Source organism: Flavobacterium sp., assembly GCF_046296355.1.
In the GTDB taxonomy this organism is placed as follows: Bacteria; Bacteroidota; Bacteroidia; order Flavobacteriales; family Flavobacteriaceae; genus Flavobacterium.
The window spans coordinates 23941-50091 of record NZ_JBKBLM010000006.1 but is presented as its reverse complement, the minus strand read 5'-3'; the positions used below and the strand labels follow the sequence as shown (position 1 = coordinate 50091).

The window sequence follows — 26151 nt, the reverse complement described above, 5'->3', positions numbered from 1 at the left end:
ATTACAGCCCAAAGAAAGGGCAATCCCAAAGAAAGTTAATTATCTAAGTTAACACCGAAGTAAAACCTTAGAACCTTAGCGCCTCAGTACCTTAGAACCTCATATTCTTCGCGCCTTCGCGAGACAATTACAGCCCAAAGAAAGGGCAATCCCAAAGAAAGTTAATTATCTAAGTTAACACTGCAGTAAAACCTTAGAACCTTAGCGCCTCAGTTCCTTAGAACCTCATATTCTTCGCGCCTTCGCGAGACAATTACCCTTCAATTAAAGTATAAAAAAGAGTAATGTGATCGCTAAAACCAAACCCAATCGTCTGCATATTGTCACCCAGTCCCGAAGCTTCGGGAGTTGAGAGTCTTTACTCAACCACTCAGTCACTCAGCCACTCAGTCACTCAGTCACTCAGCCACTCAGCCACTCAACCCACAATTTCACTAATAATTAACATTCGTTTGTGCCAACTTATTAACCAGAAGTGATATTTTTATACAATGGAAAAGCAAACCAAAAAAGGATTTTTCTTCAAGCCCTACGAAGCACCCTTTCTTTCGCCATTCGATAAATTATTCGACCTGTTTAAAGAGCTCATTACCCACACCTCAGGTGATTTTGAAGAAGCGATTGATTGGTTGCGGCAGTTGGATGTAGAGTACCAACTCACCGACGAGCATTATACCGTTGATGACTTTATCGAAGACTTAAAGAAAAAGGGCTACATCCGTGAGGAAGTAAAACCCGATGGCACCGGAGGCATGGGCATTACCGCCAAAACCGAAAGAGCCATCAGACAGGCCGCGCTCGACCAAATATTTGGCAACCTTAACAAGTCGGGGAGTGGCAACCACAAAACCAAATACTCCGGCAACGGCGATGAAAAAACAGGCGAGTTCAGGGCGTACCACTTTGGCGATGGGTTAGAAAACATTGCCCTAACCGAGAGCATCCGCAATGCCCAAATCAATAATGGTGTTGGCGAGTTTCAGTTAACTGAAAACGATTTGGTGGTAGAAGACAGCCAATTCAAAGCCCAAATGAGTACCGTATTGATGATCGACATCAGCCACAGCATGATATTATACGGCGAAGACCGCATTACACCCGCCAAAAAGGTAGCCATGGCGTTGGCCGAATTAATCACCACACGCTACCCCAAAGACACCATTGACATCTTGGTGTTTGGGAATGATGCCTGGCCCATTGCTATTAAAGATTTACCCTATTTAACCGTAGGCCCTTACCATACGAATACCGTGGCCGGATTACAATTGGCGATGGACATCCTCCGCCGAAAGCGCAACACCAACAAGCAGATATTCATGATTACCGACGGCAAGCCCAGTTGCGTGCGCGAAAAGGGCGGCACCTATTATATGAACAGCAATGGTTTAGACCAATACATAGTAGAGCAGTGCTACAACCAAGCGGCACAAGCCCGTAAATTGCACATTCCCATTACGACGTTTATGATAGCCAATGACCCCTATTTGCAACAGTTCGTCAACCGATTTACCGAAGCCAACCAAGGGAAAGCCTTCTACACCGGATTAAAAGGGTTAGGGGAGATGATATTCGAGGATTATGAAACCAACAGAAAGAAGAAGTTGAAATAAAGGCAACCTACTGCCGTCAGGCAGGGAAACAAGTAGAAATAAGATATGAAAATAGAGACTATAAAAACACTAGGAGAATTAAAACAATCGGGATACAAACCAAAAAGCATTAAAGATGAGTTGCGTGATAATTTGCGTAACAAACTAAAAGCAGGGCAACCCGTTTTTGAAGGCGTACACGGATTTGAGAACACCGTCATCCCCGAGTTGGAGCGGGCCATTTTATCGCGCCACAATATTAATTTGTTGGGACTTCGCGGTCAAGCCAAAACCCGTTTGGCTCGTAAAATGATTGAATTGCTCGACGAGTACATACCGGTAGTAGCAGGTTCCGAGATTAATGATGACCCTTTGCAACCCTTGTCGCGTTTTGCGCAAGACCTCATAGCCGAACACGGAGATGCCACACCCGTGAATTGGCTCCACCGCAACGAACGCTTCTTCGAAAAGCTAGCCACACCCGATGTAACTGTAGCCGACTTGATAGGCGATATTGACCCTATAAAAGCCGCCAATTTAAAACTTTCTTATGCCGATGACCGCGTCATCCATTTCGGAATGATACCAAGAGCCAACCGCTGCATATTCGTAATCAATGAATTACCCGATTTGCAGGCACGCATCCAAGTTGCCTTGTTCAACATCTTACAAGAAGGCGATATTCAGATAAGAGGTTTTAAACTCCGTTTGCCACTCGACATGCAATTTGTATTCACCGCCAATCCCGAGGATTACACCAATAGAGGCAGCATCGTGACCCCATTAAAAGACCGTATTGGGTCCCAAATATTGACCCATTATCCCGAAACTATAGCCATAGCCCGCACCATTACACACCAAGAGGCTAAATTAGATGATCAGCAAGCCAATGCCGTTTATGTGCCGTCGTTGGCCAAAGACCTGTTGGAGCAAATCAGTTTCGAAGCCCGCGAGAGCGAATACATCGATGCCAAAAGTGGCGTCAGTGCCCGTATGAGCATTACCGCTTTTGAAAACCTAATAAGCACCGCTGAAAGAAGAGCATTACAAGCCGGAGCCGAAAAGACAACGGTACGCTTGTCCGATTTTATGGGAATCATTCCGGCCATTACCGGTAAAGTAGAATTGGTTTACGAAGGCGAACAAGAAGGCGCTGCCGTGGTGGCCCAACATTTAATAGCCGATGCCATTAAAACCTTCTTCCCGGCCTACTTTCCCAAAATAGAAAAGCTCGAACGCGATGCCGAGGCCAGTCCGTACGCCTCAATCCTAGAATGGTTTTTTACCGAAACAGGTTTCGAACTCCTAGACGACGCCACCGACGAGGAGTATCAAAAACAATTAGACGCCATAACCCCGCTAACCGATTTAATCACCAAGTACCAACCCAATGGTTTAGCGGAAGACCGTTATTTCCTAAAGGAGTTTTTACTTTGGGGATTAGTAGAGTACAACAAACTCAGCAAAGACCGAGTGGCAGTAGGGTACCAATTCAAAGATTTGTATAGTAATTACATTAATAAACTACAATAGTACGTTAAATAGACAAGCTCTCAAAAGTTAATTGGCACAGCATTAATGAAATAGGGTAGCCGTAAAAAAATAAGTGAATATTTTACCTTAAATCTTTTTGCAAAAAGAAAAAGGTTGCTATATTTGCAACCGCATTAAGCAATTAGTGCCCGACTTATAGGAGAAATGGCAGAGTGGTCGATTGCGGCAGTCTTGAAAACTGTTGACTGTAACAGGTCCGGGGGTTCGAATCCCTCTTTCTCCGCAAAGGAAAACCCGAAACGATAGTTTCGGGTTTTTTATTTCAAAAAAGTCCCAAAAGTTCACTTTTGAGGACTTTTTTGAAATAAAAAACCAATGCCTTTGAAAAAGGCATTAGGGTTTTCCTTTGCAAGGTACCCCCTCCAGGGATCACCGCAGGTAATCCTGCAAAGAGGCACTAAGGCTCTAAGGTTCTAAGGCACTGAGGTTTTTCCCTGCAAAGTTCATCCCCTCCAGGGATCACCGCAGGTAATCCTGCAAAGAGGCACTAAGGCTCTAAGGTTCTAAGGCACTGAGGTTTTTCCCTGCAAAGTTCATCCCCTCCAGGGATCACCGCAGGTAATCCCGAGAAGTCCTCAGTACCTATGGTGCTGAGGTTCTAAGTTACTAAGGCACTGAGGTTTTCCCATACAAAGTTCACTCCACCAAAGATCACCGCAGGTAATCCCGAGAGTCTTTCTCTATAACCCGAAATCTTCAACCCGCAACTCTAATACGCCACATACTTCGCAATCACAAATCCATAAAGTATCCCACCAAAGCAATTGCCTACTATTACAATAAATTACCACCTTTTTTATAACTTGCATGGTTTTAAATAGAATAGGTAAACTAATGCACGAAAAATTAATCGACTATATAAATCAACACACCTCTTTACCACTTACTAAAGTAGAAGAAGAATTAGTTATTGCTGCTTTTCAACCTAAAAAACTCAGGAAGAAACAATACTTTTTACAAGAAGGAGATGTTTGTAAATATACTAGCTTTATAGTTAAAGGAGCCATGAGGCAGTTCAGTGTTGACGACAAAGGAGTAGAGCACATTGTACATCTCTTCATCGAAAATTATTGGGCAAGTGATCGAGAAAGTACAATTATGCTAACACCCTCAAAGTATAACATAGAGGCTTGGGAAGACACCGAATTATTGGTTATTACAAGAGCGGATATGTTAGACTTAATGGATAAAATACCTGCATTAGTAGAAATGATTCGATTGATGGATGAACGAAATGCAATAGCAAATCAAAGAAGATTAAGTTCTACTATTAGCAACACGGCAGAAAAGCGGTATGAAGAATTTGCTAAAAATCATCCACAGTTTATCCAACGATTTCCGCAACATATAATAGCGTCATTTTTAGGGATAACCAAAGAAACTCTCAGTAGAATAAGGAAACAATCATTAAAATAAGGGGAAGTTTTTAACCATTTATATAAAACCGTTGATATTTGTCAACGGTTTTTTTTATCAAATCTCATTGTTATAGCATTACTTTCTACTGCAACTTTGCCCTATCAAAATAGAAAATAAAATAACATTAAAATTGAAAAAATGGAAACTTTAAAAAATACCCCAGTTACCCAATTGCTTCGTAACAGTTTAGAAACCTTTTTGGCCAAAGATATGAAAGGTTGGGCTGCACTTTGTGCCGATGATGTAGTTGCCGAATTCCCTTTTGCTCCCGAAGGTTCGCCGTCAAGGTTTGAAGGACGTGACGCACTTTATGCCTATCTAAAAGATTACCCTAGTTTTATCGACGTAAAATCGTTACCCACATTAAAAATTTATGGCACTGACGATTCCAAAACGGCAATCGCAGAGTGGAGTGTCTCAGGTGTCGTGATTGGGAATGGAAATCCTTATGAAATGAGTTATGCAACTTTCGTAACTTTTAGAGACGGACTAATTACAAACTACCGCGAATACTGGAATCCACAAGCATTTATGAAAGCAATGAGTGGAGGAAGTTTTGCGGAATAAAGAGTAAGACTATTATTGGAGAACTTATTATTTTATTTAGCCTAAGCCAGCTTTGAAATAAAACAAAACCTTCAAGGAAACTTGAAGGTTTTTATATTTGAATTAGGTTTAATTATCTTTAATAGGCCACATACTCCGTAATCTCCAGCCCATAGCCAATCATGCCCACACGCTTGGTTTGGGTAGTGTTGGAGATGAGTCGGATTTTAGAAACATCAATGTCATGTAAAATCTGCGCGCCTATTCCAAAGTCTTTGCTGTCCATTTTTACCAATGGCGCTTTCATGACTCCTTCGGCCTGCAAGAGTTTTAATTCGGATAAACGATTGAGCAAGTCACTCGAATCGCGTTCGCTGTTAATGAATACTACGGCTCCTTTTTGTTCTCTGTTGATGAGGTTGAACACGTCGTCTAACTTCTTATCCATACTATCCGTCAAAGAGTTCAGGATGTCATTGTTAGATTGGGTCGAAATTACACGAGTCAATATCGATTCGCCCGAGCTCCAGCTTCCTTTGGTAAGGGCTATATGCACTTGCTTGTTGGTGTTTTGCCAATACGCTCTTAATCGGAATTGACCAAATCGAGTAGTCATTTCAAAGTCTTCTTTCTTTACAATCAGACTGTCGTGCTGCATTCTGTAGGCAACCAAGTCTTCTATGGAAACCAGTTTCAAATCAAACTTCTTAGCCACTTCCACTAACTCAGGCAAACGTGCCATAGTACCGTCTTCATTCATAATCTCTACAATCACACCCGCCGATTTGAATCCTGCAAGTCTGGCAAAGTCAATAGCGGCTTCGGTGTGACCGGTTCTTCTCAAAACCCCACCTTGCTTAGCTGTTAAAGGAAATATATGTCCCGGACGCGCTAAATCGTGCGGTTTGGTATCTTCATTCACTAAGGCCAATATAGTTTTGGCTCTATCCGCTGCCGAGATACCGGTGGTAACGCCATTTCCTTTCAAATCTACCGAAACGGTAAAGGCGGTTTCCATATGGTCGGTGTTGTTCTTCACCATCGAGTGCAGTTCCAATTCGTTACAACGACGCTCGGTTAGCGGAGCACAAATCAATCCACGGCCGTGTGTCGCCATGAAGTTAATCATCTCAGGGGTTACTTTTTCGGCTGCAGCCAAAAAGTCGCCTTCATTCTCACGGTCTTCATCATCTACTACGATAATGACTTTGCCTTGGCGAATGTCTTCAATGGCTTCTTCTATAGTGTTGAGTTGTATTTTGGTGATGTCCATTAGACAGTAGTATTAATTGTTGCAATAAGTTGTTTGACAAAAATCCGGTTGTAAATATAAAACAGGAAGTAAAAAGGAAACCCTGCTGCCAGTAGCACCAAAAGAGGGATATCGGCTTTTTTATCAGCCTTTGCCGCCAAAGCAGTTAAGGCTTGTTGGGTTTTGTATAAGCTAAAGAATAACGCCATAGCCACCAACGCGGCAATGATTATCAAAACCGGAGTATCGGGTTTACCCCAAAAGAAAAGTCCAAATAAAATGACATTGCTCACCAAGCCTACCAAACTAAAAAGGTTGTATTGTTTCAAAAGGGTTTCTACAGAACGAGTATCAGTAGGCAACACCTTCTCCTCAACTATGTTTTTAGGCTTGCTGTCGCCGGGTAAAGTGTTTAAATATTGGTGTACTTCCTCTGCATCAATAGCCAATTCAGGGGTTACGGTTGACACTACCAATTCAGGTTGGGTCTTATCCGGGAAGATGCGGTTGAAGAAATTGGTCAACCAATCAAAGTTCATGCTAAATCCTTTGTCATCAGTAGCCCTTTTGGTCAATAATATAGCAAGCGGTGTCAACACAAAAGAAGACATCCAACTGCCTAAGAAAGGGGAGAGTTCGTCCTGTTGTGCTATCTTTTTGCCAAAAGTATTGATAAAGTGGAAGATGATAAAAATAAGTATCGCAAATACGATAGGCAATCCCAAACCACCTTTGCGGATAATCGCTCCCAATGGCGCACCGATAAAGAACATCAGCAAACAAGCATAGGCTATTACAAACTTATCATACAAAGCAATCCAGTGTTGGTTGATGTTTTTTTGTTTGGCTTGCAGTTCATATTTAGAAGACTCTAAGGAGAAGTTCATAGCATCTACATTACTGTTGGCGACTCTCAAGATATGGGTTTTGTCACTTTTAGAATAAGTCCTTAGCAAATCGGTATTGTTAAGCACCGGCGCCACGGTATCCTTCATTAAATCGGTCAGCGTCATAGCAGAACGCTGGTTGATGTTTTCGGTATACGAAAGGACTTCTTTGCTGTAACTCTTCTGTAGTGAGTCGAGCGTGAAGGTGAGTTCACTAACATTCAACATGGTGTTGGTGTTGGTGATTTTTTCTTCGTCTAAATTGGAGCTGTTGAGTTTAGACAAATCGATATTGATGACATACCTCTGGAACTTACTCTTGGCAAAGGGCATTTTGTCGCGTTCTTCAAATTTCTTTGGGGTAATGTCTTCGTAGTAATGCCCGTCGTTGAGCACCAGTTTTAAAACATTAGAGTCTTCACTACTGATCAATTCTCCTTTTTTGGCTTTGATAACGGTATTGCTCCCCGAACCCATAACCGATTTTTTGTGAATGGTCACTTGGCTAAGGAAACGGCCATTATCTCCCGATTTCTTTTCTACTTTTATGTTGTAAGCACCCACTTCACTAAATTGCCCTTCGGCTATAGCCATCGCAGGCTTGACTTGGGCAATGTTTCTTCGGAAGTTAATGAATTTATACTCGGCAAAAGGAATTACGTTATTGGCAAAGAAAAAGGCAACAATACTTAACAAAAGGATAAAAACCATAAGACTGCGCATTGCTCGTTGCAAAGAAATCCCCGATGACTTCATGGCAGCAAACTCATAGTTCTCTGCCAAACTACCAAAAGTCATGATGGAAGCGAGCAGCACAGAAAGCGGTAATACTAACGGAATGATACTTGGCATTTTGAAAAGTAAGAACTTAAGAATCATTACGATGTCTAAGTCTTTTCCGGCCAATTCAGAGATAAAGAGCCAAACTACCTGGAGTACGAATATAAAAAACAAGATTACAAATACCGTAGTAAATGTAATCAGGAAGGATTTTAATAAGTACCGGTCAAGTATTTTCACCTCGAGCTTAATCTATTTTGTTGATGTAGTAATTTGGATATTTACTCGCTACAAAGGTAAACTGATTTTTTGATAAAGGTTGGTTGGTTTTAAAAGAATTAACAGTCAAAGTGGTTTTAGTACCGTTTTTGCCCATTTCAATCACATTGTAGATGTTTTTAGTTTGAGAATCGATACCCAATAACACTTCTTTGCGTTGGTCTTTAGGATTGGTTGGAACCAATTTGATGTATTGTATTTTACGACCTTTTACGTCTTGAGGAATATCCCAGTAGTATTTGTAACCGCTGTTAAAAAAGGTAAGCATTTTAGAAGGCGTTACGGCATTTTCATCTTTGTCATTCACACTCGATATGGTTATTTCTTCATCTTCGGGTACGATAGTATAGCTTTTCTTGCCGTCGTATATTTTGGTTACACCCAAGAAATTCAAAACATATTTGTTACCTTCCAACACCAAATTGCCTTTGCTTTCTTTGTTGATGTTCTCTTTCCTGTTGGTCAGTGTATATTTAAAATCGATGGAGATATTGTCATAGGTTTTCACCTTAGCGGTAACTTGGTCAAGCAAGTCTTTGGCTTTTTTATCTTGTGCATTAGTGGTAAAACTAACTAATAGGAGTAATGCAATAGATAGTAATTTGTTCATTTTAATTGTTGTTTTGTTCGTTGCTAAAAAATTGGTCTAACGAAGTCAAGTCGGGAATGTTTACACTACGCGCTTTACTTCCTTCAAACGGTCCTACAACTCCGGCGGCTTCGAGCTGATCTATCAGTCTTCCGGCACGGTTGTAACCCAGTTTCAATTTTCTTTGCAATAATGATGCCGAACCCTGTTGGGCTGTTACAATAATTTCTGCCGCTTCTCTAAATAGGCTGTCTCGTTCAGAGATGTCAAACTCCAAGTTCACGCTGCTGCCATCTTCACCAATGTACTCCGGCAAAAGATAAGCACTCGCATAAGCTTTTTGGGAACCAATATAATCTACAATCTTTTCTACTTCGGGTGTGTCAACAAAAGCACATTGTACACGCACTAAATCATTTCCGTTAGAGAACAACAAATCCCCACGACCAATCAATTGATCAGCACCACCCGAATCTAAAATAGTTCTCGAGTCAATTTTAGAAGTTACTCTAAAAGCAATACGCGCCGGGAAGTTGGCTTTAATCATACCGGTAATTACATTAACAGAAGGTCGTTGCGTAGCGATAATCAAATGGATTCCAATCGCACGCGCTAATTGTGCCAAACGAGCAATAGGCGTTTCCACTTCTTTACCGGCGGTCATAATCAAATCGGCAAACTCATCCACTACCAAAACAATATAAGGCAAGAAACGGTGACCATTCTCAGGATTCAATTTTCGGGCTTTAAACTTCTCGTTGTATTCCTTAATGTTACGCACCATGGCGTCTTTTAATAACGAATAACGATTGTCCATTTCCAAGCAAAGCGAATTCAGCGTGTTGATTACTTTGTTGTTATCGGTGATAATCGCGTCTTCCGTATCGGGTAATTTCGCGAGGTAGTGGCGTTCTATTTTGTTGAATAAAGTCAGCTCGACTTTCTTTGGATCAACCAAAACAAACTTCACTTCGGCAGGATGTTTTTTGTACAACAACGAAGTCAGTACGGCATTCAATCCCACCGATTTTCCTTGTCCGGTAGCACCAGCCATCAGTAAGTGAGGCATTTTCGCCAAATCGACTACAAAGGTTTCATTCGAAATGGTTTTTCCTAAAGCGATAGGCAATTCCATCTCAGCTTCCTGGAACTTAGCCGAAGCGATAACGCTTTTCATCGGTACCATCGTTGGGTTCTTATTCGGCACCTCAATACCAATAGTTCCTTTCCCGGGAATAGGAGCAATGATACGAATACCCAATGCAGAGAGCGATAAAGCAATATCGTCTTCTAAGCTTTTAATTTTAGAAATACGGATTCCCGCTTCGGGTACGATTTCATACAAAGTCACCGACGGCCCAACAGTCGCTTTGATTTGCGCAATATCAATCTTGTAGTTCTTTAATGTTTCTACAATGCGGTTTTTATTTTCTTCCAACTCTTCCTGATTGATGGTAATGCCTACAGAAGCATATTCTTTCAGCAAGTCAATCGTCGGGAATTTATAATTGGATAATTCTAAGGTGGGGTCAAACAAACCAAAATCAGCTACCAATTTGGCGGCCAAGTTTTCATCCATAACATCTTCTTCTTCAGCTTTTTCAATTACAAAAGCTTCATCATTGGTTTCGATGATATGTTTGGTTGGTTCTACATAAGTCGGTTCTTCCGGAGTAGGCGTAACCGCCATTTTAATCGTAGGTTCCAAATTGATTTCAGAAGCGTGTTCAATGGTGGGTTTCAACGCGTCTTTATTGATTTCAAATTGGGAAGGCTTGAGTGTTGGCTCTTCGGTTGGTTCTTCGTCTTCTGTTACCGCAAACTCTTCGAGGTTATAATCTACGCCTTTATCATTGGCACCCGCCATGTTGATGATGTCTTCTTTGAGGTCTTTGTGTTTCTTTTCGAAGAAAGACTTAATGGCATCGGGAGAGATTTTAATTTTGAAGATTAGGTACACAATAATTGAAAACACCAATAATAAAGCCGTTCCGGTTTTACCAATGTAATCCTGCAGGAACAAATTCATTTCGTATCCTATGGTTCCGCCCAATTCAGGCAAAGTATAAGCAAAGAAGCCAAACAGTATGGATAAAATCACTAAGGCAAACAAATCCCAAAACCAAGTATTTTTTAATTTGTGCACCGGTAAATCTAAGACCAAGAAAGCACCGCTTAAAAAGAACAACTTCACCAATAGGAAGGAAGCAATACCAAAACCACGGTAGATAAACAAATCGGCCAAGTAGGCACCAAATTTACCCAACCAGTTTTGCACTTCTTCATTTCTGTCGGTAATGGCATCAACGGCACTTTGGTCAACACGACCATGCAGGAAGAACGATATAAAGGAAACCAAAAAGGCAATGGACAGCAATACCAATACGAAGCCAAACAGCATTCGGTATTGTTTTTTAGTCTTTAGTATTTTAAGCTCCAGATTAGGATCTTTCTCCTTTTCTTTAGTTTCTTTTTTTACTGTTTTTGCCATTGGTGATGTATAACGCTATAAAAATAGAAATTAAATCGAATGATTATATAAATTTTGGAACATAAATGAGCAAACCGATAGCAATTGCGGCTATGGCGGCAAACAATACACCACCAGCGGCAATGTCTTTGATAAAACCAATTCTGTTATGAAACTCGGGATGTACAAAGTCGGCTATTTTTTCTATACCGGTATTCATACTCTCAATGCCCAAGACCAAACCAAAAGCCAGTATTTGCATCATCCATTCATAACGGTCAATCTCAAAGTAAAACCCGGCGATAATCATAATAATAGCCAATGAAAATTGCACCATAACACTGTGTTCAGTAGTAATCAATTTGATGGCACCTTTTACGGCAAAGCCCACACTTTTTAAGCGTCCGGTAAAAAAGGAATTGTCTTTTTGGAATTCCATAGTGTTCTAATTATAGCGCAGCTAAAGCCGATTCGTAGTTTGGTTCGTTTCCAATTTCAGGCACTAATTCGGTATGTGTTATCATCCCGTTTTCGTCAATCACAATTACTACTCTTGCATGTAAACCTGAGAATACACCATCAATGATTTCCAAACCATAATCTTTACCAAATTGTCCGGTATTGAAATCAGAAAGGTTGATTACGTTGTCTAATCCTTCGGCACCGCAAAAACGTTTTTGGGCAAAAGGCAAATCGCGTGAAATACACAATACTTTAGTGTTTTCTAAAGTACTCGCTTTGGCATTAAAAGTTCTTACCGAAGTAGCACAAGTGCTGGTGTCAATGCTTGGGAATATATTTAATACCACTTGGGTTCCCGCAAAATCGGCTAAAGAGGTGATACTTAAATCTTGTTTTACTAATTGAAATTCAGGTGCTTTTGAACCTGTTTTAGGTAAGTCACCATTAGTGTTTATTGGGTTTCCACCCAAAGTAATTCCAGCCATTTCTTTTACAATTTTTGAATGGCAAAAGTATGAAATAATTTCAGATTTGAACTTTTAATAGTAATGAAAAGCAACTAATATAAATCTTTTTAAAGTTTGTCTAAGGGTAACTTGTAAGTAGGATCTTCTATGATATTTACATCGATTATAGCTTCTGCATTATTAAGTAAACGAATACAATCTTTACTCAAATGGCGCAAATGCACTTTTTTCCCTTGTTTGTGATAACGATGGGTAATTACATTTAAGGCTTCAATAGCTGACATATCCGCAACCCGACTTTCTTTAAAGTCAATAACTATCTCGTTTGGGTCGTTCAATACATCAAACTTTTCTGCAAAACCTGTCACCGAACCAAAAAATAAAGGACCAAAAATCTCATAGTGTTTAACACCTTGCTCATCAACATATTTTCTGGCACGTATGCGTTTAGCGTTTTCCCATGAATATGCTAAAGCTGCTAAAATAACACCAATTAAAACCGCAATTGCCAAATTGTGCGTAATGGCAGTAATCAGAGTAACCAATACCATTACTATCACATCCGACCAAGGCATTTTTTTGAATGTTTTTAAACTTGCCCATTCAAAAGTTCCAATGGCTACCATAAACATTAATCCTACTAAAGCCGCCATTGGTAAACGTTCAATCAGACTTGAACCGAACATGATAAATACTAACAACATTACAGCAGCTACTATTCCGGAAAGTCGTGCTCTCGCACCCGCTGAAGTATTAATCAAACTTTGACCTATCATAGCACATCCGCCCATACCGGACAATAATCCTGAAGCAATGTTGGCTGTTCCCTGTGCGATACATTCTTTGTTACCGCTACCACGAGTTTCTGTAATTTCGTCTATCAAATTTAAAGTCAGCAAGCTTTCAATTAGACCTACGCCTGCAACAATACAAGCATAAGGGAAAATAATTTTTAGGGTAGCAAAATCAAATGGAACGGTTGGAATAGTTAAAGGAGGAAAGCCACCTTTTATGCTTTCTCCAGCGTTTAAAGTATCTGCAACCGTCATAGTGTTGATTCCAAAACCAATTACAATGCCTGAAACTATAATAATAGCAACCAAAGACGACGGTACCGCTTTAGTCAATTTAGGCAAACCCCAAATAATTAGCATCGTTAGTATTGTTAAGCCAAGCATTATTAACATTGTTGAACCTTCCAACAAGTTATCGGTACCTTTTTGATAAAAATTGGGAAATTGTGCCATAAAAATAATGATGGCCAATCCGTTTACGAATCCAAACATCACAGGATGAGGAACTAGTCGGATAAATTTACCCAAACGCAAAACGCCGGCAAGAATTTGTAAAATACCAGCAATAATTACGGTGGCAAAAACGTATTGTAAAATGGTTTCCGAGGTAATGTCGGGTAATGCGGTGCGCAATTCTAGAATCAAGCCTACAAAAATAACGGCTATCGCACCGGTTGCACCCGAAATCATTCCCGGTCTTCCGCCTAAAATGGCAGTTATTAATCCCATCACAAACGCCGCATATAAACCTGTTAGTGGCGAAAAACCCGCAATCATTGCAAAGGCGATGGCTTCTGGCACTAACGCTAAAGCAACGGTTAGTCCTGATAAAATCTCTGTTTTGTAATTTACCTTTTGTGATAAATCAAATAAGTTGAATACTTTTTTCATGTAAATAATATAAGTAGATTGTGGTACAATTTCACATACTGAAACGGCACCGAAAATTTTCGATAAGTGGTTGTTGGAAATAATTCCCCGATTTTAAGGGTTAAAATCAGTGCGGGGAAACCATTGTATGTTGGATAATATCTTTCATAAAGTCTGACAAAAGTAGTTTTTTAAAGGCTATTATCCAACAAAATATCGAATTTGCATTTTTTTAGGATTGGAATTGGTAGTTAAGTGGTTGAATGCAAATATTTTAATTTTTCCTAAAATAATTTAACATTTTTTATGCTTGCTATATTATTGTTTTATCGTAATATTGCAATATAATAATTCAATGAAACCATGGGTGCATCAAAATCAGAGTCTTTTTCAGCAGAACACAACGAGATGGCAAGCTTGTTTAAAGCCTTGTCACATCCGGCTCGAATTGCCATCGTAGATTATCTTTTGACTGTTGACACTTGTATTTGCGGTGATATTGTCAACGAATTGCCATTGGCACAACCCACCATTTCACAACATTTAAAAGAATTAAAAAACGCCAATATCATCAAAGGCACTATCGAAGGTACATCAATATGTTATTGCATCAATCCGGATACTATTGACAAAATAGAAAACCATTTCGGCGTGATTCGTCATAAACTAAAGAATAAATGCTGTTAGCTAATCACTAATTACTAATCACTAATTACTAGAACAATGAAACTCTCAGAAATTAAAAACGAATTAAAAAAGCTAAACACCATAGCTTTCCAATTGCCCAACGGCGAGTTGGTTCCCAATCATTTTCATGTAACCGAAGTTGGTAAAGTAACCAAACACTTCATCGATTGCGGTGGTGTGGTTCGAAATGAAGAAGTGGTGAATTTCCAACTTTGGGAAGCCAATGATTATGACCACAGATTGCATCCTGAAAAGTTGGTTCACATTATAGAATTATCAGAAGCCAAACTTCAAATCCCCGATTTAGAGATTGAAGTGGAATACCAAATGAAAGACACCATCGGTAAATTCAGTTTAGATTTTGACGGGACTAATTTCCAATTAAGATCAAAAATGACCGATTGCTTAGCCAAAGACAACTGCGGCATTCCACCGGAAAAAATGAAAGTCAAAATAGGTGAGTGGAAGCCAAAAGAAACGGCTTGTTGCACCCCGAATTCAGGCTGTTGTTAAAATGGGAATCGAAAGAAAAGCCCATTGGGAGAATGTATTTTCAACCAAGACGGAAAAAGAAGTGAGTTGGTACCAAGAATACCCCAAAACTTCAGTAGATTTTGTCAAGTCGCTCGATTTGCCTTTGAATGCTAAAATCATTGATATTGGCGGTGGCGACAGTTATTTTATAGACGCTTTACTCGAGTTGGGCTACCAAGATTTATACCTTTTGGACATCTCCGAAAATGCTGTAGAGCGAATTCGCAAGCGTTTGGGAAGCCGAGCCCAATATGTTACTTTTATAGTTTCAGATGTTTTAGATTTTAAGCCGAGTAAGCAATTTGATTTTTGGCACGACCGCGCTTGTTTTCATTTTTTGACCCAACCCATAGAAATAGAGCGTTATAGTAATTTGGTTTCGAAAGCAGTTGCTGATGGCGGAACTTTAGCGATGGGTACTTTTTCAGATAGTGGTCCGTTAAAATGCAGCGGTTTGGAAATCACCCAATACAATATGGAACGTTTGCGTATGGTATTTGAAAAGGATTTTGAACTAACAGGTTGTTTTACAGAAGACCATCAAACGCCTTTTAATACTATTCAAAATTTCCTTTTTTGCAGTTTTAAAAAGAAATAATATGTTAGAAAATTTAGCCAAAACTATTAAAAAAATCGCCACAATTTCAGTAGCGAAAGATCGAATTGAAGTATTAAATCCATTAGTAGATTATATTCAAGAAAAAGTCAACAATAAGGAAGAAATTCGATTGAATTTCATTTGCACCCACAATTCCCGCAGGAGTCATTTGTCTCAAATTTGGGCACAAACCATGGCATTTCATTTCGGAATCCAAAAGGTGTTTTGCTATTCGGGCGGCACCGAAGCCACAGCAATGTTTCCTAAAGTAGCTGAAACACTAACCAATCAAGGATTTCAAATACAAAAATTGAGTCGGGAACCCAATCCGGTTTACGCGGTGAAATATGCAGACAACCAACATCCGGTTGTATGTTTTTCCAAAGCTTATTTCGACGAGTTTAATCCGAAAAATCATTTTGGCGCCATCATGACGTGCAACAATGCCGACGAAGGTTGTCCGATGGTTTTTGGAGCAGAAGCCCGATTTCCTATAAAATATGATGATCCGAAAGCCTTTGACGACAGAGACTTGATGGATGAAAAATACGCAGAACGCAGTTTCCAAATTGCAAGCGAAATGTATTATGTACTATCTCAAATAAAATTTTAAAAAATGAAAAACTATAAAAAAATATTTTTAGGGTCTCTGTTGATTTTAAGCTTTGTGTTTTCTTTGTCGTTTGTAAGTTCGCCCAAATCAAGTTTAAACAAAAAACTTTATACTTATTGCAAATCACTTCCATCAGAATTTAATCAAATTTCTGTAGATAGGAAATCCGATTTAGACGAAATAGCTAATTATATTTCAGAACAACAAAAAGAGGGTAAGGATATCAACTTACTTTTTGTTTGTACCAGTAATTCGAGAAGAAGTCATATGGCTCAAGTTTGGTCTCAAATTGCTTCTGTTTTCTACGAAGTAAAAATGGTGAGTACATTTTCCGGAGGAACAGAACAAACAAAAGTTAACAAAAATGCACTGCGAGCACTTGAAAAAACAGGCATAATACTTCAGTCTAACCAACAAAGTCAAAATCCGATTTGGTTGGCAACAATTGGAGAGAATATTGCACCTTTAATTTTATTCTCAAAAAAATATACCGATTCCACTAATCCGTCGCAGAATTTTGGTGCAGTAATGGTTTGCTCAGAAGCAGATGCGTCTTGTCCTATTGTTGATGGTGCAGATTTTAGATTGGGCTTACCCTACCAAGACCCAAAGTTATTTGACAATACAGCTCAAGAAAGCGAAAAATATGATGAAAGATGCAGGCAAATTGCTCGCGAAATGTTTTATGTTTTTTCAAGAATAAAGAAATAGAAATTTTCAACTTCAAAATCATAAATTGACTTGTATGCTCAATGATTCATTATGAAAAAAAGACTTAATTTTTTAGACCGATATTTAACAATCTGGATTTTTTTAGCCATGTTAATTGGCGTTGGGATAGGTTATTTTATTCCGAGTTCGGATGATTTCATCAATTCGTTTTCTTCGGGCACGACCAATGTTCCTTTGGCGATTGGGTTAATTTTAATGATGTATCCGCCCTTGACCAAAATCGATTTTTCAAAAGTGCCGCAAATGTTTGATAAGCCTAAATTACTAACAGCGTCCTTTTTAATTACTTGGATAGTCGGGCCGTTTTTGATGTTTTTATTGGCGACATTTTTCCTTAAAGACTATCCCGAATACATGACCGGCTTAATCATCATAGGCATTGCGCCTTGTATTGCGATGGTGATTGTTTGGAACGAATTGGCCGAGGGCAACCGCGAATTAACCGCCGGTTTGATTGGAATCAATAGTTTGTTGCAAGTGTTTTTCTTCAGTTTGTATGCTTATTTTTATTTAGAAATCATGTTGCCGTTATTTGGCATCAAAGGATTAGAGTTAGATATCACCATAGCCGAAATTGCTAAAACAGTTGGGATTTACCTTGGTATTCCTTTTGCTTTAGCGGTTATCAGTCGGTATGCGATTAAAAAGTTTATTGGTGACAAATGGTTTAACCAAAAGTTCCTTCCGTTTGTTTCGCCGATTACTTTGATTGCGTTATTGTTCACTATAGTAGTCATGTTCAGTTTGAAAGGCGAAATGATTGTCGATTTGCCGATGGATGTGATAAGAATAGCCATTCCTTTAGTCATCTTTTTTGCCATTATGTTCTTCCTAATGTTTTTTGTATCGAAAAAGATTGGTGCCAATTATCGTGATGCAACTGCTTTATCATTCACTGCTTCCGGAAATAATTTCGAGTTGGCGATAGCCGTTTCCATTGGGGTTTTTGGCATTAACAGCGGACAAGCTTTTGCCGGAGTAATTGGGCCGTTGGTAGAAGTGCCGGCACTGATTATTTTGGTCAATGTGGCGTTTTGGTTGCGAAAAAAATACTTTGCAACATAAAAAAAGTCCTGAATTTACAGAACTTTTGATTTTTAATTATTATTTTACTTTTATCACCCAAAGGTCATTGCCACCTTTATTAAATGGAACATCTTGGTCATTACTTTGCGATTCACCCACTACAATAAGCTCTTTTTTTGAGTTTTGATAAAAGTCTGTAGCAATGTCAATATTTGAACCTCCAAAAGTTTTTTGCCAATATACATTTGAATTGGCTTTGTTATCTATTTCAAACATCCAAAAATCATTTTCTCCTTTATTTGGGTTATTGTCAAACGAGCCTCTTGAATTTCCAACGACTACAAAATTTCCATTTGAAATCTTTTTTATTGTTGTGGCAACATCAAAATCAACGCCTCCAAAAGATTTTTCCCATAATAAATGCCCGTGATCGTTGATGTGAATAACCCAACCATCAAAATTGCCTTTTGGATTTTTAATTTGCCCGTCTTCACTATTTGATCGTCCTACTATGAGATAGGAATTATTTCCAGTTTTTGTTATACCAAAAGCTTGATCAATTCCACTGCCACCATAATTTTCTTTCCAGTGTAAATCACCATTATGATGGATTTTTACGACCCAATAATCATAACTACCTTTGTTATTAGTAAAATCAAAATCATTACTTTCAGAATAGCCAACTAATAATATTCCTCCATCTTCAGCTTCAACAATATCATTAACTCTATCATTTTGAGTTCCGCCAAAATAGCGATACCATTCAAATTCACCGTTACTATCTAATTTGATTCCTAAGAATTCACCAACACCGTGCATATAATTCCTATGTCCAATTTCATGTCCAGCACCATTATTGTTAGTACCTCCACTTTCATCAATTCCGGAATAATCTGCAAAACCGGCCACAAAAAAGCCGCCATCACTGGTTTGAATAATTTTATGGGCATGGTCGTGATTTGAAAAACCATAATTTTTACTCCAAATAATATTTCCTTGTTCGGTTATTTTTGAAATATAAAAATCGTGCAATCCTACATTTCCGGGTACGTCACCATTACTACTAGCACTATAGCCGGAAATTACAAAATTACCATCAGAAGTGGGAATAATGCTCATTCCATAATCATTTAATGAACCACCTAAAGTTTTAGTCCAAATTAAATTTCCTTCAGCATCTAATTTAGTTAATAAAATATCTATTAAATCATGATTTTTAACAATATCACCATCATAACTATTAGTATGACCCAGAATAAGCATTCCACCATCCGATGTGGAAACCACACTATTAGTGTTTTCTTCAAAACTACCTCCAAAGGATTTACTCCAGTCTAATTCTGCTTTAAAAGCTGCATTAGTATCTGATGCAATATCTTTATCGCAACTTGTGATTGAAAAGAAAACTATAAGATAGCATAACTTTTTCATTACTCGATGATTAGTTTTTTTGTAAAATCATTGTTAACTCTTATAAAGTATAATCCTTTTTCAAGATCTGAAATATCATAGTTTTCAGCTGATTGGAAAGTTTTTATTGTTTTACCGAGTGTATCATATAAGACTATTGTTTCAATACTAATTTCTGAACTAATTCTAAAAAAAGTATTTGCCGGATTTGGATAAATGGTGTAATCTGAATTTAAAAATTCTTCATTAGCTAGCGAGGCATTTTTTCTTACTACAAATAAGCCTCTTTCTATATCACTAATCAATATATTTCCACTTGTAAAAAAAGGATAAGTGCTCCAAGCTCCATTAAATTGTGCAGCGTTATTTGTTGGGTAAGTATCAAAATAGCCAATTTCATTCATATTTGAAGAAGTTTCAATATTCGCCGTATTCATTAAACGTAATCCAGCTCTATAATTAGCTAAATAAAACTCATTATTTTTGGTATAACCATTATGATCTATTGCTGGTGTTGTACCAAAATAATTTCCTTTTAAAACTGGATTTTCAAGATCAGTCATGTCAACAATTATTGACTTGGTATTAAAACCAAAATCAATTTCATCGATTTCGTCACCAACTATCCAATATTTCAGATCACTTGTCAGCCATCCTTGATGTGTATAGCTAGTATTACTATAGGTAAAATTAGAGAGTAGTAAAGGATTTGTTTTATCTGTTACATCAATAACAACTACTTTATTTTCATTTGCACCAAAAAAAATTTCTTTACCAATATTGGAAGTATCTGGTCCATTGTAAATAACTATTTGTGCATCATGTGTGTAACCACTAGCTGAATATCCGAATGAAAAAACAGGAGCTAAAGGATTTTGAATATTTACGGCATGTATGCCACCGCTAAAAGTGTTTGATCCAATACAATATGCAAAACCACTTGCTTCATTAATAGCAATATTATGACATCTGCCAAATCCAGAATAAAAGGCATCTGTAGTAAAATCTTGTGGAGATGTTACATTTCTTAAGCGTGTTAAATCAAAGACTTGCATGCCGTGACCTGTTGCTTCACTAACAATAAATGCATAATTATTATATACTTTAATATCTCTCCATGTACTACTTATATTATTAGTTGAATTTAATTTCCCTAAATATATTGGTGCAATTGGATTTGAAATATCAACAAATGCTGTATGAGAAGTACAACCCATAAGAGCATATTCTTTTCCATTCAAAGGATCTGTCCAACCCCAACAATCATTTCCTCTGGTAGTAGAAATTCCACCTAGTTGAGAAAATGACATATTTGTCATCAAATCTATTTTATCGCATGGATATACTCCGGCAAAACCACTAGTACAAATCGTTTGACAAAAAGCAATAGAAGCAAAATGCAACATGGATGTTACTAGTAGTAATTTTTTCATATGATTTTGATTTTATTATAAAAGTAGTGTTTATATTTTACACGTGTAAAGCTCTATTGTCCGTTGCGACTAAAGCAGCTTCTTTGATGGCTTCTGCAAATGTTGGGTGAGCGTGTGACATACGAGAAATATCTTCGGCACTGGCTCTGAATTCCATTGCGGTTACCGCTTCAGCAATCAAATCGGCACAACGCGCACCAATCATGTGTATTCCCAAAACTTCGTCGGTTTTAGCATCTGCCAAAATTTTAACAAAACCATCGGTATCACCACCCGCACGAGCTCTTCCTAACGCTTTAAAAGGGAAACTTCCTGCTTTATAAGCCACACCATCCGCTTTTAATTGTTCTTCGGTTTTTCCCACTGCAGCTACTTCAGGCCAAGTATAAACTACACCCGGAATTAAGTTGTAGTCGATGTGTGGTTTTTGACCTGCCATGATTTCGGCTACTAAAACACCTTCCTCTTCGGCTTTGTGAGCCAACATGGCGCCACGAACCACATCACCAATCGCGTAAATATTTGGAACATTGGTTTGCAAATGGTCATTAACATCAATCATACCTCTTTCGGTAACTTTTACACCGGCTTTGTCGGCTGCTAATCCGTCAGTGTAAGGACGACGACCAACAGCTACTAAGCAATAATCACCTTCAAAAGTTACAGTATTTCCTTTGGTATCATCGGCTTGAACGGTAACGTTTTTACCTTTTCGGGTTACTTCTTTCACTTTGTGAGAAGTGTAGAATTTCATGCCTTGTTTTTTCAAGACTTTGGTCAATTCTTTAGACAAACCGGCATCCATACCCGGAATGATTCGGTCTAAAAACTCTACCACAGATACTTGGGCACCCAATCTTAAATACACTTGACCCAATTCGATACCAATAACGCCACCACCAATGATGATTAAATGTTTCGGTACTTCAGGTAATTTTAACGCTTCGGTAGAAGTGATGATTCTTTCTTTGTCTAATTTGATAAACGGCAACGAAGACGGTTTAGAGCCGGTTGCGATTACGATATTTTTCCCTTCGATTACTTCTGAAGAACCATCGGCTTTGGTTACTTTAACATGAGTGGCATCTTCGAAAGACCCTAATCCTTCAAAAACGGTAACTTTGTTTTTGTCCATTAAGAATTTAACACCGCCCGAAGTTTGGTCAACCACAGCTTGTTTGCGGGCAATCATTTTTTCTAAATTTACTTTTACTTCGCCTGAAACCTCGATTCCGTGGTCGGTAAAGTGTTGCAATTCTTCGTAATGATGCGAAGAAGCTAAAAGTGCTTTAGAGGGAATACAACCTACATTCAAGCAAGTTCCTCCTAAAGTAGAATATTTTTCAATGATGGCGGTTTTGAAACCCAATTGGGCACAACGAATAGCCGAAACATATCCGCCCGGTCCTGAACCTATGATGACAACGTCAAATGAACTCATGATTATATTTTTGTGTGTGTTTAATTTTTTGTCATGCAAAATTACAAATGTTTTTTGGTATTTCGATTGGCGAGGTACTTTTTTAAATGGAATTCAAAAAGTTAAGTCCACGACGTTTTTTGAGTAGTAGCTTCCCTAATATTTTTTTTCGGCTCAAGGTTTTGAAAGACTACTTTTTACTCCATTTTTTGAAGTTCTCTATACCTGACTGGGAACGCCAAAAGATACTCGAAAGCCTTGGTATTCAAAGAAAACGATTTCGTAGATTTTTATTTTTTATGATAAATATCAGTATTTACCCTTGGTGAAAATTGGAACTTTGAATTGTAGAGTAAAGTTTACTCTTTGTCATTTTTTAATCTAAAATTCACCTTACTATGAAGAACATAAAAGTAATTCAAGAATTGCACAATCTGGGAATAACAGGATACCATGAAGTAGTCTATAACCCTTCTTATGAGGAATTATTTCAAGCCGAAACCTCTCATTTGAGAAAAGGATATGAAAAAGGAGCTGTTACCGAGAGCGGTGCTGTAGCGGTAAAAACAGGTGTCTTCACCGGTCGTTCTCCAAAGGATCGTTATATCGTTAAAGATGAGATTACTAAAGACACTATTTATTGGGATGACAAAGTAAATTTTCCAACCACTCAGGAAATTTGGAGCGAATTAAAGAGTTTGGTTTTAAAACAACTGTCAACCTCCAAAAAAATATATGTGGTGGATGCCTTTTGCGGTACCAATAAAGATACCCGATTAAAAGTGCGTTTTGTCATGGAAGTGGCTTGGCAAGCCCATTTTGTAACCAATATGTTTATCCGACCTTCTGTTTATGAATTGGAAAACTTTGGAGAACCTGATTTCGTAGTGATGAATGGTTCTAAGACGACCAACCCGAATTGGGAAGCGCAAGGACTAAATTCAGAGAATTTTGTCTTATTTAATTTAACCGAAAAAATCCAAATCATCGGCGGTACTTGGTATGGTGGCGAAATGAAAAAAGGGATGTTTTCAATGATGAATTATTACCTTCCTTTAAAAGGAATGGCTTCAATGCATTGTTCTGCGAATGTAGGCGAAGAGGGTGATGTGGCTATTTTCTTTGGCCTTTCAGGTACTGGGAAAACAACTTTATCTGCCGACCCAAAACGCTATTTGATAGGTGATGACGAACACGGTTGGGACAACAATGGTGTTTTCAATTACGAAGGTGGTTGTTATGCCAAAGTGATTGACCTATCAGAAGAAAATGAACCCGATATTTGGAGAGCTATCAAGAGAGATGCGCTACTCGAAAATGTAGTAGTAAATGAATATGGAGAAGTCGATTATTACGACCATTCTATAACCGAAAATTCAAGAGTTTCTTATCCGATTTACCATATCAACAAAATAGTGTTGCCTTCAAAAGCAGGTCATGCCAGTAAAATTATTTATTTGTCTGCTGATGCTTTTGGCGTTTTGCCACCGGTTTCTATCTTAGATGAAGACCAAGCACAATACCATTTTTTATGTGGATTCACTTCTAAATTAGCCGGGACAGAACGCGGTATTACAGAACCACAACCGTCATTTTCTCCGGCGTTTGGGGAAGCGTTTTTGACTTTACATCCAACGATGTATTCTAAAACGTTGGTGGCCAAAATGAAAGAACACAATGCCAAAGCCTATCTGGTAAACACTGGTTGGAATGGTACCGGAAAACGAATTTCATTAAAAAACACTCGCGCCATCATTGATGCCATCATTGACGGTTCTATAGACAAAGCTGAAACGGTAAAAATTCCTTTTTTGAATTTAACTGCGCCCAAAATATTACCTAATGTAGATGATATTTTAGACCCAAGAACTACCTATAAAGAGATTGCGGATTGGGAAACAAAAACCAAAAAATTAGTCGCACTTTACAATAAAAACTTCGAGCAATATACCAACACCGAAGAAGGAAAAAGATTGATTGCGGCCGGTCCTAGTTTATAACACTTCAAATAAATACCAATGGGATAATTTACTATCTTTCCATTGGTATTAAAATTTTAAAAAATGAACTGGATAGTTGATTTATTCACCCATCAATCTTTTGCTCAAACGATTATCGTTTTTGGCTTAGTGATTGCTTTTGGCATTTGGTTCGGAAAAATAAAAATATTTGGGGTTTCTCTGGGTGTTACTTGGGTGCTTTTCGTTGGATTGTTTTTCTCGTTTATGGGCATATCTGTCCATCCGGAATTACAAGATTTTCTAAAAGAATTCGGCTTAGTTTTATTTGTTTATACCCTTGGATTGCAAGTTGGCCCCGGTTTTTTCGCTTCTTTAAACAAAAATGCTTTGGTCACTAATATGCTAGCCGTATTTATAGTGTTGTTTGGGGTAATCACTACTCTTGGATTGTATTATTGCTCCAATAATTCTATTTCTATTATGACCGGAATCATGAGTGGTGCAGTCACCAATACACCGGGTTTAGGAGCAGCACAAACCACGATGACTAATTTGCATCAGGCTACCGAAGCTACTTCAATGGTGACTTTAGCTTATGCCGTTGCTTATCCTTTTGGGGTTTTTGGGATTATTATTTCAATGTTATTACTCAAACGGATCTTTAAAGTCAATATCAAAGACGAAACGGAACTTCAAAGTAAGTTAGCGAGTTTGCGGGAAGATCAGGTAATCTCTAAACATTTGCAATTAGAAAACCATCAATTGGTGGGAAAACCCATCAGTGCTATTTTTGAAATGATCAAAACACCTATAGTGGTATCGCGGATGTTTCATAAAGGAACCATCATTACGCCCACACCTAGAGAAATTCTTTCGGAAAAAGATGTTTTACTGATCGTAGCTTCAAAAAGCACTTTCGACCAATTGCAAATGTTAATTGGTCCGGAAAGTGATATGAACTTGAAAACGGCACTCGATAGCAATTTGGTTTCCAATCATGTGGTCGTAACCAACAAAAACATCACGCACAAACGATTGGGCGATATACCTGAGTTTAACCAACACGATTTTACTTTTACCCGCTTGTATCGTGCCGGAACGCAAATGGTACCTAGTGGAAACATAGTATTGCAATTGGGTGATACAGTCAAAATTGTCGGAACCAAAGAGAGTTTGGAACGCATCACTTCCGTTTTAGGAAATTCATTAAAACGATTAGAAGTGCCGGATATTGCGCCAATTTTTATTGGTATAGTGCTTGGTATCATCGTAGGAAGTATACCGTTTCAAATTCCGAATATTCCGGTTCCGGTCAAAATAGGTTTGGCGGGTGGTCCGTTGATTATTGCTTTGATTTTGAGCCGATTTGGGAATCAATTTTACTTGAATAATTATACGACCAATAGTGCCAATTTGATGATACGTGAACTCGGAATCACTTTATTCTTGGCCAGTGTCGGATTGAGTAGTGGTTCAAAATTAGCCCAGGCATTTGAGGGCGGAAACGGGTTTTATTGGATAGGTTTAGGTATTATCATAACGATTGTTCCACTACTGATAGCCGGGATTATTGCCAAACGCATTTTTAAGAAAAACTTTTTTGAAATCTGTGGCTTGTTGGCCGGTGCTTCTACTGATCCGCCAGCGTTGGCCTTTGCTTTGAAAATTTCAGGTAACGACATTCCTTCAGCCACTTATGCTACAGTTTATCCATTGACCATGATACTCCGAATTATAGTCGCGCAACTACTCATTTTGATGTTTAGTTAATTTTTTATT

Annotated in this window: 21 protein-coding genes, 1 tRNA gene and 1 pseudogene; 13 read left to right on the top strand and 10 right to left on the bottom strand. The window is 38.4% G+C overall.

Annotated elements, in window-relative coordinates; genetic code table 11:
* The first annotated feature begins 491 nt into the window (after window positions 1-491).
* The 5 genes from ACK4HO_RS04800 (at window position 492) to ACK4HO_RS04780 (ending at window position 5129) form a co-directional block, all read left to right on the top strand.
* Window positions 492-1610 carry a vWA domain-containing protein gene (locus ACK4HO_RS04800; RefSeq protein ID WP_409663315.1) on the top strand — a complete coding sequence of 373 codons (1119 nt, stop codon included), beginning with the start codon at window positions 492-494 and terminating at the stop codon, window positions 1608-1610.
* Window positions 1611-1655: 45 nt separating this feature from the next.
* Window positions 1656-3122, top strand: a complete 1467-nt coding sequence (locus ACK4HO_RS04795; protein ID WP_409663312.1) for an AAA family ATPase — start codon at window positions 1656-1658, stop codon at window positions 3120-3122.
* A gap of 159 nt (window positions 3123-3281) precedes the next feature.
* Window positions 3282-3366: transfer RNA gene (locus ACK4HO_RS04790), tRNA-Ser, on the top strand.
* 611 nt (window positions 3367-3977) lie between these two features.
* Window positions 3978-4559: a Crp/Fnr family transcriptional regulator gene (locus tag ACK4HO_RS04785; protein ID WP_409663310.1), complete on the top strand. Its 582-nt coding sequence runs from the start codon at window positions 3978-3980 to the stop codon at window positions 4557-4559.
* A 141-nt stretch (window positions 4560-4700) separates the two neighbouring features.
* On the top strand, window positions 4701-5129 hold the full coding sequence (locus tag ACK4HO_RS04780; protein ID WP_409663308.1) for a nuclear transport factor 2 family protein: 429 nt from the start codon (window positions 4701-4703) through the stop codon (window positions 5127-5129).
* Window positions 5130-5247: 118 nt separating this feature from the next.
* On the opposite strand, the gene ribB is transcribed toward ACK4HO_RS04780, so the two are convergent.
* The 7 genes and pseudogenes from ribB to ACK4HO_RS04745 all read right to left on the bottom strand — a co-directional run bounded on the left by ribB (window position 5248) and on the right by ACK4HO_RS04745 (window position 13979).
* The gene (ribB, locus tag ACK4HO_RS04775; protein ID WP_409663306.1) at window positions 5248-6381 is read right to left on the bottom strand and encodes a 3,4-dihydroxy-2-butanone-4-phosphate synthase; all 1134 of its coding nucleotides are present in this window, start codon (window positions 6379-6381) and stop codon (window positions 5248-5250) included.
* A 476-nt stretch (window positions 6382-6857) separates the two neighbouring features.
* Window positions 6858-8267, bottom strand: a pseudogene (locus tag ACK4HO_RS04770) (LptF/LptG family permease); the annotation flags it as partial.
* A gap of 7 nt (window positions 8268-8274) precedes the next feature.
* Window positions 8275-8916: a LolA family protein gene (locus ACK4HO_RS04765; RefSeq protein ID WP_409663304.1), complete on the bottom strand. Its 642-nt coding sequence runs from the start codon at window positions 8914-8916 to the stop codon at window positions 8275-8277.
* Between the two features lies 1 nt (window position 8917).
* Window positions 8918-11296 carry a DNA translocase FtsK gene (locus ACK4HO_RS04760; RefSeq protein ID WP_409663406.1) on the bottom strand — a complete coding sequence of 793 codons (2379 nt, stop codon included), beginning with the start codon at window positions 11294-11296 and terminating at the stop codon, window positions 8918-8920.
* 133 nt (window positions 11297-11429) lie between these two features.
* Window positions 11430-11804, bottom strand: coding sequence for a diacylglycerol kinase (locus tag ACK4HO_RS04755; RefSeq protein WP_409663301.1), 375 nt, complete (start codon window positions 11802-11804; stop codon window positions 11430-11432).
* Between the two features lie 10 nt (window positions 11805-11814).
* Window positions 11815-12312 (bottom strand): thiol peroxidase, encoded by a 498-nt coding sequence (gene tpx / locus ACK4HO_RS04750; RefSeq protein ID WP_409663298.1) that lies wholly within the window; start codon window positions 12310-12312, stop codon window positions 11815-11817.
* Between the two features lie 89 nt (window positions 12313-12401).
* Window positions 12402-13979: a SulP family inorganic anion transporter gene (locus tag ACK4HO_RS04745; protein WP_409663295.1), complete on the bottom strand. Its 1578-nt coding sequence runs from the start codon at window positions 13977-13979 to the stop codon at window positions 12402-12404.
* Between the two features lie 342 nt (window positions 13980-14321).
* Here ACK4HO_RS04745 and ACK4HO_RS04740 point away from each other — a divergent pair, with 342 nt between their 5' ends.
* The 6 genes from ACK4HO_RS04740 to arsB are packed head-to-tail and all read left to right on the top strand — an operon-like array spanning window position 14322 to window position 18187.
* Window positions 14322-14645, top strand: a complete 324-nt coding sequence (locus ACK4HO_RS04740) for an ArsR/SmtB family transcription factor (RefSeq protein ID WP_409663292.1) — start codon at window positions 14322-14324, stop codon at window positions 14643-14645.
* 36 nt (window positions 14646-14681) lie between these two features.
* The gene (locus tag ACK4HO_RS04735) at window positions 14682-15158 is read left to right on the top strand and encodes a DUF6428 family protein (protein ID WP_409663289.1); all 477 of its coding nucleotides are present in this window, start codon (window positions 14682-14684) and stop codon (window positions 15156-15158) included.
* A 1-nt stretch (window position 15159) separates the two neighbouring features.
* A complete protein-coding gene (locus ACK4HO_RS04730; protein ID WP_409663286.1) occupies window positions 15160-15777 on the top strand; it encodes a class I SAM-dependent methyltransferase in 618 nt (205 codons plus the stop codon).
* A gap of 1 nt (window position 15778) precedes the next feature.
* Window positions 15779-16390 carry a low molecular weight phosphatase family protein gene (locus ACK4HO_RS04725; RefSeq protein WP_409663283.1) on the top strand — a complete coding sequence of 204 codons (612 nt, stop codon included), beginning with the start codon at window positions 15779-15781 and terminating at the stop codon, window positions 16388-16390.
* 3 nt (window positions 16391-16393) lie between these two features.
* Window positions 16394-17101 (top strand): protein-tyrosine-phosphatase, encoded by a 708-nt coding sequence (locus ACK4HO_RS04720; protein WP_409663280.1) that lies wholly within the window; start codon window positions 16394-16396, stop codon window positions 17099-17101.
* A gap of 51 nt (window positions 17102-17152) precedes the next feature.
* Window positions 17153-18187: an ACR3 family arsenite efflux transporter gene (gene arsB, locus ACK4HO_RS04715; protein WP_409663277.1), complete on the top strand. Its 1035-nt coding sequence runs from the start codon at window positions 17153-17155 to the stop codon at window positions 18185-18187.
* A gap of 39 nt (window positions 18188-18226) precedes the next feature.
* Here arsB and ACK4HO_RS04710 read toward each other — a convergent pair whose 3' ends face one another.
* From ACK4HO_RS04710 to lpdA, 3 genes are read right to left on the bottom strand one after another with little or no spacing between them, the layout of a single operon-like run.
* Window positions 18227-19579, bottom strand: coding sequence for a hypothetical protein (locus ACK4HO_RS04710; RefSeq protein ID WP_409663274.1), 1353 nt, complete (start codon window positions 19577-19579; stop codon window positions 18227-18229).
* Window positions 19579-20991, bottom strand: coding sequence for a choice-of-anchor B family protein (locus tag ACK4HO_RS04705; RefSeq protein WP_409663272.1), 1413 nt, complete (start codon window positions 20989-20991; stop codon window positions 19579-19581). Before ACK4HO_RS04705 ends, ACK4HO_RS04710 begins: the two co-directional genes overlap by 1 nt.
* Window positions 20992-21028: 37 nt before the next feature.
* Window positions 21029-22432 (bottom strand): dihydrolipoyl dehydrogenase, encoded by a 1404-nt coding sequence (gene lpdA, locus ACK4HO_RS04700; protein ID WP_409663269.1) that lies wholly within the window; start codon window positions 22430-22432, stop codon window positions 21029-21031.
* A 377-nt stretch (window positions 22433-22809) separates the two neighbouring features.
* On the opposite strand from lpdA, the gene pckA reads away from it, so the two are divergent.
* Window positions 22810-24411, top strand: a complete 1602-nt coding sequence (gene pckA, locus ACK4HO_RS04695) for a phosphoenolpyruvate carboxykinase (ATP) (RefSeq protein ID WP_409663266.1) — start codon at window positions 22810-22812, stop codon at window positions 24409-24411.
* Between the two features lie 63 nt (window positions 24412-24474).
* Window positions 24475-26142 (top strand): putative transporter, encoded by a 1668-nt coding sequence (locus tag ACK4HO_RS04690; protein ID WP_409663263.1) that lies wholly within the window; start codon window positions 24475-24477, stop codon window positions 26140-26142.
* Window positions 26143-26151 lie beyond the last annotated feature (9 nt).

What these genes read in the sequence shown, in the direction of transcription:
- ACK4HO_RS04780 (WP_409663308.1), top strand. Translation starts at nt 4,701, where the DNA reads ATGGAAACTTTAAAAAATACCCCAGTTACCCAATTGCTTCGTAACAGT.
- tpx (WP_409663298.1), bottom strand. Translation starts at nt 12,312, where the DNA reads ATGGCTGGAATTACTTTGGGTGGAAACCCAATAAACACTAATGGTGAC.
- ACK4HO_RS04705 (WP_409663272.1), bottom strand. Translation starts at nt 20,991, where the DNA reads ATGAAAAAATTACTACTAGTAACATCCATGTTGCATTTTGCTTCTATT.
- ACK4HO_RS04755 (WP_409663301.1), bottom strand. Translation starts at nt 11,804, where the DNA reads ATGGAATTCCAAAAAGACAATTCCTTTTTTACCGGACGCTTAAAAAGT.
- ACK4HO_RS04740 (WP_409663292.1), top strand. Translation starts at nt 14,322, where the DNA reads ATGGGTGCATCAAAATCAGAGTCTTTTTCAGCAGAACACAACGAGATG.
- ACK4HO_RS04720 (WP_409663280.1), top strand. Translation starts at nt 16,394, where the DNA reads ATGAAAAACTATAAAAAAATATTTTTAGGGTCTCTGTTGATTTTAAGC.
- arsB (WP_409663277.1), top strand. Translation starts at nt 17,153, where the DNA reads ATGAAAAAAAGACTTAATTTTTTAGACCGATATTTAACAATCTGGATT.
- ACK4HO_RS04785 (WP_409663310.1), top strand. Translation starts at nt 3,978, where the DNA reads ATGCACGAAAAATTAATCGACTATATAAATCAACACACCTCTTTACCA.
- pckA (WP_409663266.1), top strand. Translation starts at nt 22,810, where the DNA reads ATGAAGAACATAAAAGTAATTCAAGAATTGCACAATCTGGGAATAACA.
- ACK4HO_RS04725 (WP_409663283.1), top strand. Translation starts at nt 15,779, where the DNA reads ATGTTAGAAAATTTAGCCAAAACTATTAAAAAAATCGCCACAATTTCA.
- ACK4HO_RS04745 (WP_409663295.1), bottom strand. Translation starts at nt 13,979, where the DNA reads ATGAAAAAAGTATTCAACTTATTTGATTTATCACAAAAGGTAAATTAC.
- lpdA (WP_409663269.1), bottom strand. Translation starts at nt 22,432, where the DNA reads ATGAGTTCATTTGACGTTGTCATCATAGGTTCAGGACCGGGCGGATAT.
- ACK4HO_RS04760 (WP_409663406.1), bottom strand. Translation starts at nt 11,296, where the DNA reads ATGCTGTTTGGCTTCGTATTGGTATTGCTGTCCATTGCCTTTTTGGTT.
- ACK4HO_RS04765 (WP_409663304.1), bottom strand. Translation starts at nt 8,916, where the DNA reads ATGAACAAATTACTATCTATTGCATTACTCCTATTAGTTAGTTTTACC.
- ACK4HO_RS04690 (WP_409663263.1), top strand. Translation starts at nt 24,475, where the DNA reads ATGAACTGGATAGTTGATTTATTCACCCATCAATCTTTTGCTCAAACG.
- ACK4HO_RS04710 (WP_409663274.1), bottom strand. Translation starts at nt 19,579, where the DNA reads ATGAAAAAGTTATGCTATCTTATAGTTTTCTTTTCAATCACAAGTTGC.
- ACK4HO_RS04730 (WP_409663286.1), top strand. Translation starts at nt 15,160, where the DNA reads ATGGGAATCGAAAGAAAAGCCCATTGGGAGAATGTATTTTCAACCAAG.
- ACK4HO_RS04795 (WP_409663312.1), top strand. Translation starts at nt 1,656, where the DNA reads ATGAAAATAGAGACTATAAAAACACTAGGAGAATTAAAACAATCGGGA.
- ACK4HO_RS04800 (WP_409663315.1), top strand. Translation starts at nt 492, where the DNA reads ATGGAAAAGCAAACCAAAAAAGGATTTTTCTTCAAGCCCTACGAAGCA.
- ribB (WP_409663306.1), bottom strand. Translation starts at nt 6,381, where the DNA reads ATGGACATCACCAAAATACAACTCAACACTATAGAAGAAGCCATTGAA.
- ACK4HO_RS04735 (WP_409663289.1), top strand. Translation starts at nt 14,682, where the DNA reads ATGAAACTCTCAGAAATTAAAAACGAATTAAAAAAGCTAAACACCATA.